11 protein-coding genes are annotated in these 12830 nt (G+C 69.4%); 6 read left to right on the forward strand and 5 right to left on the reverse strand.

Annotated elements, in window-relative coordinates:
* Nucleotides 1–38: 38 nt before the first annotated feature.
* A complete protein-coding gene (locus ACQUQF_RS23380) occupies nucleotides 39–1799 on the reverse strand; it encodes an alpha-amylase family protein (protein ID WP_435181740.1) in 1761 nt (586 codons plus the stop codon).
* A 304-nt stretch (nucleotides 1800–2103) separates the two neighbouring features.
* Here ACQUQF_RS23380 and ACQUQF_RS23385 point away from each other — a divergent pair, with 304 nt between their 5' ends.
* From ACQUQF_RS23385 to ACQUQF_RS23400, 4 genes are all read left to right on the forward strand, one after another.
* Complete coding sequence (locus ACQUQF_RS23385) at nucleotides 2104–2442, forward strand: HalOD1 output domain-containing protein (protein WP_435181741.1); 339 nt, start codon at nucleotides 2104–2106, stop codon at nucleotides 2440–2442.
* Nucleotides 2443–2568: 126 nt separating this feature from the next.
* Nucleotides 2569–3330: an ABC transporter ATP-binding protein gene (locus ACQUQF_RS23390; protein WP_435181742.1), complete on the forward strand. Its 762-nt coding sequence runs from the start codon at nucleotides 2569–2571 to the stop codon at nucleotides 3328–3330.
* Nucleotides 3331–3390: 60 nt separating this feature from the next.
* Nucleotides 3391–4629 (forward strand): ABC transporter permease, encoded by a 1239-nt coding sequence (locus ACQUQF_RS23395; RefSeq protein ID WP_435181743.1) that lies wholly within the window; start codon nucleotides 3391–3393, stop codon nucleotides 4627–4629.
* A complete protein-coding gene (locus ACQUQF_RS23400) occupies nucleotides 4626–5837 on the forward strand; it encodes an ABC transporter permease (protein WP_435181744.1) in 1212 nt (403 codons plus the stop codon). Before ACQUQF_RS23395 ends, ACQUQF_RS23400 begins: the two co-directional genes overlap by 4 nt.
* Nucleotides 5838–6343: 506 nt before the next feature.
* On the opposite strand, the gene ACQUQF_RS23405 is transcribed toward ACQUQF_RS23400, so the two are convergent.
* Entirely contained in the window at nucleotides 6344–8647 is a 2304-nt protein-coding gene (locus ACQUQF_RS23405) for a DUF7282 domain-containing protein (RefSeq protein ID WP_435181745.1), read from the reverse strand.
* Nucleotides 8648–8748: 101 nt separating this feature from the next.
* Nucleotides 8749–9306 carry a zinc dependent phospholipase C family protein gene (locus ACQUQF_RS23410; protein ID WP_435181747.1) on the reverse strand — a complete coding sequence of 186 codons (558 nt, stop codon included), beginning with the start codon at nucleotides 9304–9306 and terminating at the stop codon, nucleotides 8749–8751.
* 174 nt (nucleotides 9307–9480) lie between these two features.
* On the opposite strand from ACQUQF_RS23410, the gene aglF reads away from it, so the two are divergent.
* Both aglF and ACQUQF_RS23420 read left to right on the forward strand, forming a co-directional pair.
* The gene (gene aglF / locus ACQUQF_RS23415; RefSeq protein ID WP_435181748.1) at nucleotides 9481–10239 is read left to right on the forward strand and encodes a UTP--glucose-1-phosphate uridylyltransferase AglF; all 759 of its coding nucleotides are present in this window, start codon (nucleotides 9481–9483) and stop codon (nucleotides 10237–10239) included.
* 105 nt (nucleotides 10240–10344) lie between these two features.
* Nucleotides 10345–11037: a hypothetical protein gene (locus ACQUQF_RS23420; protein WP_435181749.1), complete on the forward strand. Its 693-nt coding sequence runs from the start codon at nucleotides 10345–10347 to the stop codon at nucleotides 11035–11037.
* A gap of 95 nt (nucleotides 11038–11132) precedes the next feature.
* Here the strand turns inward: ACQUQF_RS23420 and ACQUQF_RS23425 are convergent, their stop codons facing one another.
* Entirely contained in the window at nucleotides 11133–11666 is a 534-nt protein-coding gene (locus tag ACQUQF_RS23425) for a HalOD1 output domain-containing protein (protein ID WP_435181750.1), read from the reverse strand.
* Nucleotides 11597–12136, reverse strand: a complete 540-nt coding sequence (locus ACQUQF_RS23430; RefSeq protein WP_435181751.1) for a DUF1684 domain-containing protein — start codon at nucleotides 12134–12136, stop codon at nucleotides 11597–11599. The genes ACQUQF_RS23425 and ACQUQF_RS23430 overlap by 70 nt, the downstream gene beginning before the upstream one ends.
* Between the last annotated feature and the right edge of the window lie 694 nt (nucleotides 12137–12830).

Genomic DNA, 12830 nt, shown 5'->3' on the forward strand with positions numbered 1-12830 from the left:
CGACGCCGGCCGACATCAGGAACCGAGGACCGGTCGGCTCAGACGTGCTGCTCGACCCGGACCCAGCAGAAGCCGTACCGGTCCAGTTCGAAGCGCCACGCGCCCGCGTCGGCGCCGGCGGCGCCACTCCCATCGGCGTCGCCGTTCCCGTCGGCGACCGCGGTCCCGCCGCTGTCGGGACGGACCTGCTCGAACGCGGCCTCGCCCAGCAGCCGGTCGGGTTCGGCCACCAGGTCGAGGGTCGCCTCGGTCGGGCGGTCGTCGAGGTTGTGGACCGCCACGACCCGGCCGTGGTCGCTGACCATCCGGTGGGCGAACACCGCGGGGTCGTCGACGTCGAGCACCTCGCAGTCGCCGGTGCCGATCTCGGGGCACTCGCCGCGCAGCCGGTTGAGCCGGGAGAACCACTGGAGCAGCGAGTCGGGGTCGCCCCGCTGGGCGGCGACGTTGACCGTCTCGTAGCCGTACTCGCCGCCCGAGACGACCGGCCGGACCAGCTCCCCGGAATCGGCGGTCGAGAAGCCGGCGTTGCGCTCGCCCGACCACTGCATCGGGGTCCGGACCGCGGTCCGGCCCGGCAGGTCGAGGTCGTCGCCCATCCCGATCTCGTCGCCGTACACCAGCAGCGGCGTTCCCGGTAGCGAGTACAGCAGGCTGTAGGCCAGCCGGATGCGGTCGGGGTCCCCGTCGAGCATCGGCGCGAGCCGCCGGCGGATGCCCCGACCGTAGATACGCATGTCCTCGTCGGGCGCGAACGCCTCGAACACCTTCTGTTGCCCGTCCTCCGGGAGCCGGCCCACGTTGAGTTCGTCGTAGTTCCGGAGGAAGTTGGCCCACTGACCGCCCTCGGGTCGCGGCGGCAGCAGGTCGAGCACGTCCCGGATTGGCCCGGCCTCGCGCTCGGCCAGCGCGAGCACGAGGTACGCGTCGAGCAGGAAGTTCAGCAGCACGTTCATCTCGTCGCCCTCGCCGAGCTCGGCCGCGGTCTCGGCGTTCGAGGGCTGGCGGCCGGTCGTGCTGCCGAAGTAGTCGCCGAGGTGTTCGGGCGCGTCGTCGGCCTCGGCGAACAGGATGGCGTCGTCGCCCCGGCGCTCGACGAAGTGGCGCATGTCCCGGAGCACGCCGTGGGGGTCGTCGAGCCGGGTGGACTCGAGGCCGCCCTTGTTGTCGATCATGAGCGTGGCGGCGTCGACCCGGAAGCCCGAGACGCCGAGCTCGAGCCAGAACCCCATGATCTTGCGGATCTCCTCGCGCACCTCCGGGTTGGCGATGTTGAGGTCGGGCTGGAAGTGGTAGAACCGGTGGTAGTAGAACGCCTCGGCCGCCTCGTCGTAGCTCCAGACGCTGTCCTCCTCGCCGGGGAACACCGGGCCCCGGACGGGGTCGGGGTCCTCGGGCAGGTCCTCGCGCCAGACGTAGTAGTCGCGGTACTCCGAGTCGGGGTCCTCGCGGGCCTTCCGGAACCACGGGTGCTGGTCCGACGTGTGGTTGACCACCAGGTCGACGATGACCCGGATGCCGCGGCGGTCGGCCTCGCGGGCGAACTCCACGAAGTCCCCGAGCGTCCCGTGGCGGTCGTCGACGCCGTAGTAGTCCATCACGTCGTAGCCGTTGTCCCGGTTGGGCGACGGGTAGAACGGCAGCAGCCAGACGCAGTCGATGCCGAGGCTCTCGAGGTAGTCGAGCCGGTCGGTCAGTCCCTCGAAGTCGCCCACGCCGTCGCCGTCGCCGTCGGCGAAGGCCTCCACGTCGATGGCGTAGAACGTCGCGTTCTCGTACCACCGGTCTTTGGTTCCCATTGAACGCACCCCTCCACGGTGGGAGACGGCTTCGAGCCGAAAAAGTGGTGCGGCGGTGTCGGGACGGCGCGGCCGACGCGGTCCGCCGGCGTCGGGGGCGTCACTCGCGTTCGTCGCCCGCATCGGGGGAGTCCCAAGCCGACGTTGAGAGCGTTATCGGCGCTCTAACGCCCGTCCGACGACCGAAACCGCCGATCCGGATCGGTCAACTCCGCCGTTACCGACCGCAATCCCGACGTACGGTTGCGGGAGTGTCGACACGGAGTGACCGCTTGAAGGCGGGCGAGGGCGTACCGCGGCCAGCATGGACGCCCACGACTCCGATCGGATACTCTCCGGCGACCCTGACGCCGGGACGTACCGCGTGACGTACGCCTACCCGTCGAACCCGCCGAGCATCGCCGTCCCCCTCGCCGTCGCCGAGGCCACCGGCCGTGGCGTGACCGACGTCCCGCCGATGTACGAGGCCGGCGGGGTCGACCCGGACTCGCTCGACGACCTGTTCCGACCGACCGCCGACGGCACCGCCCCGGAGTGCCGGGCCGTCTTCGACTACCACGGTTACGAGGTCACGGTCAAGAGCTACGGTCGCATCGTCCTGCGGTCGCGGGACCCGCTCGGGTCGCGGGACCGGAGGAACTGAGCCGACTCGGCCGCGGTCAATCGCGCCGTAACGCCGCCAATCGTTGATTTAACCCCGGTCGGGGGACGAACGGCCTGAAACGCTAAGTGCGTCGGGGCCCTCTACACTCCCATTCTGGTGGGGGAGATGGACGCGACCACACGAGCAGCGACGGAGGAATCGGACCGGAGAGAGGCGGTCGTGGAGTGCTCGAGGGTGACCCGGACGTACGAGCGCGGCGGCGACGGCGGGTGGTTCTCGGTCGGCGGTGACGACGACGCCGACGACAGGCCGACCGTGACCGCGCTCGACGACGTGTCGCTCACCATCGAGCGCGGCGAGTTCGTCGGCCTCTCGGGACCGAGCGGGAGCGGCAAGTCCACGCTCATCCACCTGCTGTCGGGGCTGGACGCGCCGACCGACGGCACGGTCACCCTCGCCGGCGAGGACGTCTCCGCCCTCTCACAGAAGGAGCTGACCCGCCTGCGGTTAGAGCAGGTCGGCATCGTCTTCCAGCGGTTCCACCTGCTGCCCTCGCTGTCGGCGCGGGCCAACGTCGCGCTCCCGCTGGTCGAGCGCGGCATGGGCAAGTCCGAGCGCCGCGAGGAGGCCGCCGAACTGCTCGACCGCGTGGGGCTGGGCGACCGCCAGGACCACCGGCCGGGCGAGCTCTCGGGCGGCGAGCAGCAGCGGGTCGCGGTGGCCCGCGCGCTCGCCGGCGACCCGCTGGTCGTGTTCGCCGACGAGCCGACCGGCGAGCTCGACACCGAGACCGGCGCGGTCATCCTCGACCTGCTGGCGGACCTTGCCGAGGACCGCGCGGTCGTGCTGGCGTCCCACGACGAGCAGGCGCTCGACCGGACCGACCGGGTCATCCGGCTGCTCGACGGGAAGGTGCAGGATGCCTGAACGGGTCGGTGCCCAACCCGGGAGCGAGCGAACGGTGACCCGGCGACGGGGGGTGTCGCGGTGTCGGCGGTGACCCGCTGGCTGGGGCTGGTCGGGGTGGCGCTCCGGCGGACCGCGACCAAGGCGACCAGCACCGCGCCGCGCCAGACCGCGGTCAGCGTGTTCGGCGTCGCCATCGCGGTGGCGCTGATGCTGGTCGTGACCGCGACCGGACTCGGCCTCGTCCAGGGGACGACCGTCCGGGGCGACTCCGTCGACTACTGGGTCGTCCCGGAGGGCGGCGGCGCCTCGACCATGGTGGTCTCGACCGAGTCGGTCCAGCTCGGCGGGGTCCACCAGAAGGCGGCCGAGCTCAACGACAACGAGCAGGTCGAGTACGCCTCGCCGGTCCAGATCTCGGTGTTGCAGGTCCAGGCCGGCGGCAAGAGCAAGTACGTGCTCGGCGTCGGCATCGTCCCGGACCCGAAGCTCGACAGGGTGGCCGGGCTGCCGACCGCCCCGCTGGCGCCGGGCGATCCCCACTACGCCAACGGGAGCTACAACGGGACCTGGACCGGCCAGGCCGTCCTCTCGCAGGGCGCGGCCGACTCGCTGGGCGTCAACCGGAGCGCCAACATCTCGGTCAGCGGCGCCATCTCGGGGTCGTCGAGCCGCGACCTCCGGGTCACCGCGGTCAGGAGCGCCGCGGTCTCCTCCGGGCTCTCGGGGATGCCCGTGATGCTGGTCCACCTGAGCGAGCTCCAGACCATCACCGGCGCGGCGTCGGGCGATCTCGCCGACCAGATCCTCGTCCAGTCCGACGCCGGCGGCCTGGCGTCGTCGCTCGAGGACCGGTTCCCGGGAGCCAACGCGGTCACGCGGTCCGGGTTCACCGCCCAGAAGTCGGTCTCGGCCGAGCTCCCGCTCGCGATGGGGGTGGCGGCGCTGCTCATCGCGGTCGTGGTCGGGACGCTGTTCGTCGCGACCACCCAGGGCCTCCAGGTCGAGGCCGACAGCGAGCAGCTGGCGACGCTCACCGCCATCGGGTTCTCGCGGCGAGCGCGGGCGACCGTGCTGGTGGTGCAGGCGCTCGCGCTCACCGTCGTCGGCGGGGCGCTCGGCGTCGTGCTGGCGTACCTCGCGACCGCGCTCACTAACTGGGCGGCGATGCAGGCCATCGCGCCGATCCCGATCGCGACGTTCCACCCGCTGCTGGTGGCGTACGGGCTGGGCGTCTCGGTGGTCATCGGGCTGCTGGTCGCGCCGTACCTGCTCGCGATGGAGGGCCGCACCCAGGGCGTCACGGAGGTGATCCGATGAGCAAGCTCCGGATGGCGGCGTCTGTCGCGGCCGCCCAGCTCCGCCACGACCGCGCCCGGACCGTCCTCGCGGTGGTCGGCATCGCGGTGGCGGTGCTCTCGACCACGCTGCTGGCCAGCCTGGGCTACGGCGTCATCGAGACCGGCCAGCAGAAGTTCGACGCCTCGGGCCGGGACCTCTGGGTGACCGGCGGCTCCATCTCGAAGGGGCCCAGCGGGTTCGGCACCTCCATCGTCGACGCCCACGAGATCGCCCGCCAAATCGACTCCCGGGAGCGGGTGTCGTCGGCGGTGCCGATGGCGTTCCGGGCGGTGTACGTCGGCAACGGCTCGGGCGAGTTCAAGACCCTCGTCGGGGTCGGCATCACCAACGGCGGCAGCGCCATCTCCTACCAGAAGGGCGAGCTCCCGCACGGGGACGTCCACTACGCCAACGGCACGTACAGCGGGGAGATGTACCACGAGATCGTGATCGACCCGCGGACCGCCGAGATGTTCGACGTGGGCGTCGGCGACACCATCTACGTCGGCGGGTCGGTCAAGACCGCGAAGGCGAACAAGTTCGAGGTGACCGGCATCTCCTCGACGTTCTCCAGCTTCCTGGGCGCGCCGACCGTGACCACCTACCTGAGCGAACTCCAGGAGGTGACCGGGACGACCGGCACGGACAAGGCGACGTTCATCACCATCGACGCGAAGGAGGGCGCCGACGTCGGCGCGATGGAGAAGCGCATCCAGCAGGCGTACCCCCAGCTCGAGGTCCGGACCAACCAGGAGCAGATGCGGTCGGTGCTCCGGCAGAACGCGGTCGTCATCGCGGTCGGCGGGGCGCTGGTCGTGCTCGCGGTGGTCGCCGGCTTCGCGCTGACGCTCAACGTGCTCTCGATCGTCGTCTTCCAGCAGAAGGAGGAGCTCACGGCGCTGACCGCGCTCGGGGTCTCCTCGCGGACGCTGGTAGCGATGGTCGCCGCCCAGGGCGTCCTGCTCGGCGCGGTCGGCGGGCTGATCGGCGTCGCGCTGACGCCGCCGTTCGCGGCCGCGCTGAACTTCGTGGCCGCCCAGATCGTCGGCTTCGAGGGGCTGGTGCAGGCGCCGGGGCGGGTCCTGCTCGTCGGCGCGGCCATCGCGCTGGTCATCGGGACGCTCGCGGCGGCGGCCGCCGGCTGGCGGACCGTGCGGACGGTCGGCATCGACCAGCTCGCGCGGTGAGGCGGCCGCGCCGCCTCCGACACCGTCCTCGGCGGCTTCTCCCTGCAGGTGCCACCATCTGCCGTGAATCGGTCGTAGGGAATCTCGGACTCGCTGTTCTCGCGAGTACTCGACGTGTTCTCGCGGGTACTCGACGCTCTCTGCCGGAACTCACCGTCGGCTGGTCCGACCTCACTGGGTCCGGTCGAGTTCGAGCTATCACCGGTCGGCCGGTCGGATTCGGACGCGTCCGGACCCCGGGCGGCGACGGCTGGCCACTGGTCGGCTGGCGGCCGAGAGCGCCGAGCTGTCGGCGGCCAGCAGCCCCCGACTGGTACATCGGTGTCTGGGCCGGTAGCCGCATGACGCGCCACAGGAGTCGAGCACGTCAGGTCGGGGCGCTCGGGCGAATCGACTCGGGACTCGGACCGACGTCACGAACCGGAGTCGCGAACGCCCAAAAGAATACCTCGAACGGATTTCTCGCTGTGCGATACCGCCGAACCGGGGTCAGGAGGCCCCGGTGTTCAGCCCTCGGCGGTCGTCGTCTCCTCGTCGGCCGCTTCGACGGTGACCGTTATCGACTCGCCGAAGTTCTCGGTCAGCACTTCGAGGAACGCCTCGCCGGGCTCGATGCCGAGCTCGTCCTTGTCGACCTCGAACTCCACGTCGACGGTCTCACCGGGGCCGACCTCGACCTCCTGGGTCGCGACGACGGTGCCGTTCACCCGGAGCTCGACGCGCTCGGTCGTGGCCTCGTCGCCGGGGTTGCTGACCTGGGCCGTCACGGTCAGCGTCTCGTTGTCCAGGACGATCGGCTCGGAGACGTCGAGTCCCGACACCCGGAGCAGCGGCTCCTGCCCGGCCTCGGTCGTGGTCTCCTCGGCCGCCTCGGTCGTCGTAGTCGTCTCCGCGGGCTCCTCGGTCGTCGTGGTTTCCTCGGGTGCCTCGGTGGTCGTCGTCTCCTCGACCTCCTCGGTCGTCGTAGTCGTCTCTTCAGTCGTCGTCGTGGTCTCTTCCTCGGTGGTCGTCTCCTCGGTCGTCGTGGTGGTCTCTTCCTCTTCGGTCGTGGTCTCCTGCTCCTCGGTTGTCGTCGTCTCTTCGGGTGCCTCGGTCGTCGTCTCCTCGGGCTGCTCGCCCTGGATCTGGATCGTGAGGAGGGCGACGCGGCCGTACTCGTCGGTCAGCACGCTGACGAACTTCTGGCCCGGCGTGACCTGGGTCTCGAACCGGACCTGCTCGGTTTCGCCGGGGCTGACGACGACCTGCTTGGTCTCCACGACGCTACCGTTGATCCGGAGCTCGACAGTCTCGGACACGATCTCGTCGCTGGGGTTCCGGACCTGCGCCGTCACGACCAGCTGGTCGTCCTCGAGCTCCACGACGACGTCGCCGGCCACGCTGAGGTCAGTGACGCGGAGGCCGGGCGCCTCGGCGGGCTCCTCGGTGGTAGTCTCCGCGGTGGTGGTCTCCGCGGGCGCTTCGGTCGTGGTCTCTTCGGGCGCAGCGGTGGTCGTCTCCTCGGGCTGCTGCGTCGTGGTCTCCTCGGGCTCCTCGGTCGTCGTTGTCTCTTCGACGGCCGTGGTCGTCTCCGCGGGCGCTTCAGTCGTCGTCTCCTCCGGCGTTTCGGTGGTCGTCTCCTCGGGCGCCTCGGTCGTCGTCTCTCCGGGCTGGGTCGTCACCGGCAGGTCGACCTGCTCGGCGATCTGCGGGATCACGCCCTCGGGCGCGGTCACCTCCAGCACGGAGCTCTCGACGGTCACGTTCCGGAAGACGACCCGGACCGTCTGGAGCTCGCCGTCGGTCGCGCCCTCGAGCATCAGCTGCGTGACGTCGAGTCTGACCGTCTCGTCGGACACCGTCACGTCCTCGACGACGACGGTCCGGTCGACCTCCCCCTCGCCCACGACGATCGCGAAGTTCGACACGTGGATGCTGTCGATGGGGAAGCGGAACGTGCGCTCCTCGACCTCCGCTTCCGCCCCGGTGGTCGTCGTCTCCTCGGCCGCCTCGGTCGTCGTAGTCGTCTCTTCGGGCTCCTCAGTCGTCGTGGTTTCCGTTTCCGTGGTCGTCGTAGTCTCCTCGGTCGTTGTCGTCGTTTCCGTTGTCGTGGTCTCTTCGGTCGTCGTAGTCGTCTCTTCAGTCGTCGTCGTGGTCTCTTCCTCGGTGGTCGTCGTCTCCTCGGTCGTCGTGGTGGTCTCCTCTTCGGTCGTGGTCTCGGTCGGCGTCACCGTCTCGGTCGTCGTTTCGACGGCCGTGGTCGTCGTCGGGACCTCGGTCTCCTCCGTGGTCGTGGTCTCCTCGGTCGTTGTCGGCTGGGCCTCCGCTTCGACCTCCACGAACGCGGCGTCGGCCACGATCTGGTTCTCGACCGTGTACGCGCCGTCGATCTGCCCCTGCGACGTGACGAAGTCGAACTCCTCGTTGGCGTTGGTGTCGCGGTAGGCCAGCGCGATCAGGCGCTGGGACTCGTTGATCGGCTGGTCGAGCCGCACCGTCACGTTCTCGTGGGTGCCGGCCTCGAGGTACTCCGAGCTCCCGACGACGCTCGCGAGCACCGACCCGTTCAGGAGGCTCTCGTTGTGGATCACCACGAAGCCCCCGTCGGGCAGCGTCACCTGCGAGATGGTGACGACGGTGCCGTTGCTCGTCTGGTTCTCGAACGTTACGGTGGTGTTCTGTGTCTGGTTCTGCGCTGCCAGTGTCACCCCGTTCGGCGCCGACTGTGTCCGGTCGGCGCCCGGGGCCGTGGCCGCGAGCGAGGACGCGACGCCCCCGGAAATCATCGCGGTCACGAGCATGATAGCCAAAGTTGCGTGCTTGCGACTCATCGAATTTCTCCCCCACCGGACAGTCTACGACGAGGGCCATAAATCCGCTGGCGACCGAATCGGGTGGTCTCGACCGGTCGGCCCGAGATAACTGTCCGGTATCAGACAGGGAGTTTCCGGCCGAGCCACCGGGGGAGAGCCGCGAGCACGGCGACGCCGGGAGCGCCGTCGGCGAGCCACACGACGAACACCAGCGCGCCGAGACCGGCCTCGAGCGTCAGGAGGGCGTCGAGCGACAGCTGGGCGAGGTGGGCGGCGAAGCTCTGCTCGGTCTCGTACTCGACCGGCGGCGCGACCGGCCACGCCAGGAAGGCCAGCCCCGAGAGGTCCCCCGTGACCAGGGGGTAGAGCGTGTCCCCGAACAGGTGCGAGAGGTACCCGACGGCGAACGCGGTCGCCACCCGTCCGTAGCCCCGCCGGCGCAGCAGCCACTCGACCGCCGCGACGACGAGGACCGCGGTGATCAGCGAGTGGGTCAGCGACCGCCCGTTGGGGATGACGCCGAACGTCCACGCCAGCGGCTTGTCGACCAGGTCCGGGAACTGCGTGCCGAACGCCAGCGCGACGGCCGAGACGCCGTCGGGCGCCCGGCGCTCCCGCAGGTGGACGAGGATGGTGTACGCCAGGTACCCGACCGCCAGATGACCCCAGGGCCACATGGGACCGGCTTCGGAGTCCGCCGGGAAAGCCCTTCGGGGTCGGCCCGGCGGGACGGCCGCCCCGGACGGCGTCACCGCCTCGCCGACGGCGTACTGGTACTCGGTCGCACGCTCCGCTGCGAGCGGGCACGGAATATTTATCCTCCGGGGTCGTCGTACCGGCAGAGAAGGGACATGAAGGCCGTCATCTTAGCCGCGGGGAGAGGGACCCGCCTACGACCGCTGACCGAGGACAAGCCCAAGGGGATGGTGGAGGTCGCCGGCAAGCCCATCCTGACCCACTGCTTCGAGCAACTCGCCGCGCTCGACGCCGACGAGTTCGTCGTGGTGGTCGGCTACCGCAAGCAGGACATCATCGAGCACTACGACGACGAGTTCCGCGACATCCCGATCACCTACGCCCATCAGCGCGAGCAGAAGGGGCTGGCCCACGCCCTGCTCACCGTCGAGGACCACATCGACGACGACTTCATGCTGATGCTTGGCGACAACATCTTCGACGCCAACCTGGGCGACGTGGTCAACCGCCAGCAGGAGGACCGCGCCGACGCCGCGTTCCTCACCGAGGAGGTGCCCTACGAGGAGGCCGACCGCTACGGCGTCTGTGACACCAACGACTACGGCGAGATCACCGACGTGGTCGAGAAGCCCGAGGACCCGCCGTCGAACCTGGTGATGACCGGCTTCTACACGTTCACTCCGGCTATCTTCCACGCCTGCCACCTGGTCCAGCCCTCGAACCGGGGCGAGTACGAGATCAGCGAGGCCATCGACCTGCTCATCCAGAGCGGCCGGACCATCGACGCCATCCGGATGGACGGCTGGCGGGTCGACGTCGGCTACCCCGAGGACCGCGACAGGGCCGAGCGACTGCTCGAGGGCGACGGGGAGCCGGACGCGGAGGGGTCCGAGGCGACTGCCGAGAGCGACTGACCGCCCGCGCCCGAACGCGACTCCGCATCGGAGACAGGTCCCGCAGCGGACCTGTCGGGACGCGGTTGCGCCGCATTTATGGACACCCCGCGGACCCACGTAGCCATGGGTCGCTGGGGCGAACTCGCGCGACGCCGCGACGCCGACGACGAGCGCCCGCCCTCGCTGGAGGCGTTCCTGGAGGCCAACCACCAGCTATTCACGGTCATCGGCATCTTCGGGGCGCTCTCGGTGTACCTGATGAAGTTCCAGCGGTCGGCGACCGCGAGCACCGGCGCGGTCGGCGCGGTGCTGGTGCTGTTCCTGCTCACGTCGGCCGTCGCGGTCAAGAACTCCTACTGGTGCTCCGAGCGGGCGCGCCGGCGCGGCGACTACCTGCTCGTGTTCGGCTACGCCGTCTTCATGTACGCGTTCGTCACGCTGGTGGTCTCGGTCGTGCTGGTCATCCTGACCCGGTACGCGGAGGGCGCCGAGAGCGTCCTCGGGTCGAGTTTCGTCTACGCGCTGGCGTTCCTCTACGTCCCGTTCGCGTTCCGGAGCGACGCCCTCCGGTCGTTCGAGGGTGCCACACCGCTGGCGGCCGGGGTCCGGCGCGCCCCGCACATCGCGGCGGTCGCGTTGGCCACCTGGCACGCGACCCGGTGGCACGGCTGGTCGCCGCCGACTCTGGGCTTCGACAGCGCGGCCTACTCCATCGGCATCGCGCTCGGCCTGGTGGGCAACCACCTCGTGATGACCGCGGTCGTGGCCGGCGCGGCGTGGGTCGTCGACCGCGGCCTGGCGGCGATTCTGGAGTGACGGTGCGGTCGGGGCGACAGTCGGTTCTCGTAGCGTGGGCCTCCTACCTCATATCGCGTGCGGACGCCGGCCCCGCCCAGGGACGACCGCCGGGTTCAGCCGTCGCGTTCCGACTCGCCGGCGAGTTTCCTGACCGAGGCGTTGCCGCCCTGGTCGAGTCTGATGCGGTAGCCGAAGTACGAGAACTCGAGTTCGACCTGCGCGTCGGGCGGCGGCGGGCTGGTGAAGAGCTGTTTGACCATGTGGTCGATCCGGTCGTAGAGCGGCGGCAGGTCGGTCACCTCGCAGTCCTCGAGGTTGGCGACGAGACGGAGCAGGCTCTGGTTGGCCTCCTCGACGTCCGGCCTGACCTTCCGGTAGTGTATCTCCCGCCGGCCCGCTCGTCGGCTGGCTCCGCGGTTTCGTTCCCCATCGACACGGCCGCAATGTAGCCCCGGAGCGTCGAAAGGTTCACCCCGATCTCCGCGAGCGAAGCTGTCGAAGGTATAGACTGACGGTCGATACTGATTCGACGGCGGTGCCACCCAGGCCGGACGCGTCCGGGCCCGCGGCGCCGACCTCACCGGTAGGTCTTCTCGCCGGCCTCGATGGGCACGCCGAGCCAGTTCTCCGTCGGCGGGAGAGGGCACTCGTACCGGTCGGCGTACGCGCAGGTGGGGTTGTACGCCTCGTTGAAGTTGACCACCCACTCGCCGCCGTCGGTCCGGTGGTCGTCGGGTTCGAGGTCGAGGTACCGGCCCGCGCCGTACGTCTCCTCGCCGCCGGTCGCGTCGCGGAACGGGACCCAGAGCCGGTCGTCGTCGCGGTCGGCCTTGTACGCCTGCAGCGCGACCGCCTCGCCGTCGACCTCGAACCGGAACTCGCCGATTCGGTGGTACTCCCGCTCGCCCTCGGTGCTCGTCCCCACGGTGACCTGCTCGACGTCGTCGTGCTCGTGGAGCGGGAGGACGAAGCGGTAGTCCTCGTCGATAGGGTAGTAGTTGAGACCCTCGAACGCCTCGCGCTCGTCGTCCGGGATGGGCGACCGCGGGTGCTCGCCGAAGTAGTCGTCCTTCTCGGCACGGCGTCGTCTGATTGTCTCTCGCCAGTCTGCGCTCATACCGCACGCTACGTCGGCGAGCGACTCGGGTCTTTGGGCGGGTCACGGAGGGCAGTACGCGGTGTTCGTGGAGGGCCGGCCGGACAGAGTATGTCGGAACACGACGCTGCAGTCGAGTTGGTGTGCTGACCCAGCACACATCCCCCTATCGAGAAATGACTGATTTAGAGCACTGTAGTTTCGACTGAGATGCAGATGGCGATCGACTACCCTATTTCCGTCATATCGGGCCGGGGACTCGTCGCAATCCCTCGAATTCCGCCAGTAGGGTTGGAGGGCCAATCGCACGTAGAGGGACAGCTGTTGACCGTTCGAAAACGCACAGTCCGAATATTAAGCTATCCCTAACCACAGCAACAGCGAGATCGCCCTCCGCCGGACGAGCCGGTCTCGTTGATCCGTAGGGGCAAATTATAAATGCTAATTCCGCAGCGAAAACTGCGGATTCGTATCAGTAACGTGGATGAAAGCGGGACCGGATACGTACGAACAAGTTCAGGAATCGAAACGAGACGACCGACTGATGAATCCGGCACACTGTCCGGCCTTCTGGATCTCCTTGCGAGCGGTTGTCATTGGCGGAAATCTCCGTGGTGGCCGCTGTCGGCTGTGTCGATCAGTCGGTCGACCGGGACGATGCAGACCAGAGCACCGTCGTTCGATGCACCGCGTCGTCAACCACCGCTCGGAGATC

Source organism: Halorussus sp. AFM4 (assembly GCF_051194995.1).
In the GTDB taxonomy this organism is placed as follows: domain Archaea; phylum Halobacteriota; class Halobacteria; order Halobacteriales; family Haladaptataceae; genus Halorussus.